The sequence below is a fragment of the Streptomyces sp. PA03-6a genome, from assembly GCF_033792765.1.
Lineage (GTDB): Bacteria > Actinomycetota > Actinomycetes > Streptomycetales > Streptomycetaceae > Actinacidiphila.
In genome coordinates, this window is record NZ_JARAVK010000586.1 from 1 (window position 1) to 890 (window position 890).

The 890-nt window shown below is 72.4% G+C and carries 1 protein-coding gene and 1 pseudogene; both read left to right on the forward strand.

Features of this window, described 5'->3' with window-relative positions; all coding sequences use genetic code 11:
• Positions 1-703: FtsX-like permease family protein (locus tag PV350_RS46745; RefSeq protein WP_500339328.1), on the forward strand; the 703-nt coding region annotated here is incomplete at its 5' end.
• Positions 700-890, forward strand: a pseudogene (locus tag PV350_RS46750) (ABC transporter ATP-binding protein); the annotation flags it as partial. The gene PV350_RS46745 and the pseudogene PV350_RS46750, both read left to right, overlap by 4 nt.

The following is an 890-nucleotide window of genomic DNA, read 5'->3' on the forward strand; positions in this document are numbered from 1 at the left end:
GCACATCGTGGCCACGCAGGACGCCACCCCGGCCGCCCCCAACCACGAGTTCGTCATCGTGTCGCGGGCCGCCCTGGCGAAGGTCGCGCCCGGGACGAAAGAGCCGGCACACGGGCCGTCGACGCTGTATGCGACGGGCACCGGCATCGACGCGAAGGCGCTGCGCGCCGTCGTCGCCAAGACCGCGCCCAAGGCGCAGGTCACGCTGCGCACCGAACAACGCGCCTCCTACGGCACGACCTCGGCCCTGCAGTCGGGCGCACGGCACGTGTACCTCGCCGCCGTCGCCGCGGGCGCCGGCTACAGCGTGCTGGCGTTGCTGCTGTCGCTGCTGCACAACGCTCCGCAGCGCAAGGCGCTGCTGGCCCGGCTGCGGACGATGGGCATGACCGGTCGTCAGCGGCAGTGGCTGGCGGTGCTGGAGATGCTGCCGCAGGTCCTGCTGGGAGCCCTGGGCGGTGTGCTGGTGAGCGTGGCCACCGTGCCGCTGGTACGCCCGGGCGTGGACCTGGTGGCACTGGCCTTCACGGTCCGCACGCCCGCCACGGACCTGTCGGGCGCCGTGCTGCACACCGACGCGGCGTCGCTGCTGCTGCCCGCCGCAGGGCTGGTGCTGCTGGCCTGTGTGGTGCTGGCCGTCCAGGCCTGGCTGACCGGGCGACGGGGAGAAGGAACCGAACTCCGGATGGGGGAACGATCATGACTCAGAACACGTCCGGCACCGCCGAGCGCGACAACGTCACACTGGCGGACCTGGAGCGACGCGTCACCGAGAGCCGGGAGCAGCCCGCCTACGGGCATGACGCGCTGATCGTCTGCGACCGGCTGGTGCGGATCTTCACCGCCCAGGGCGTGGAGGTCCAGGCCCTGCAGGGACTGGACCTGCTGGT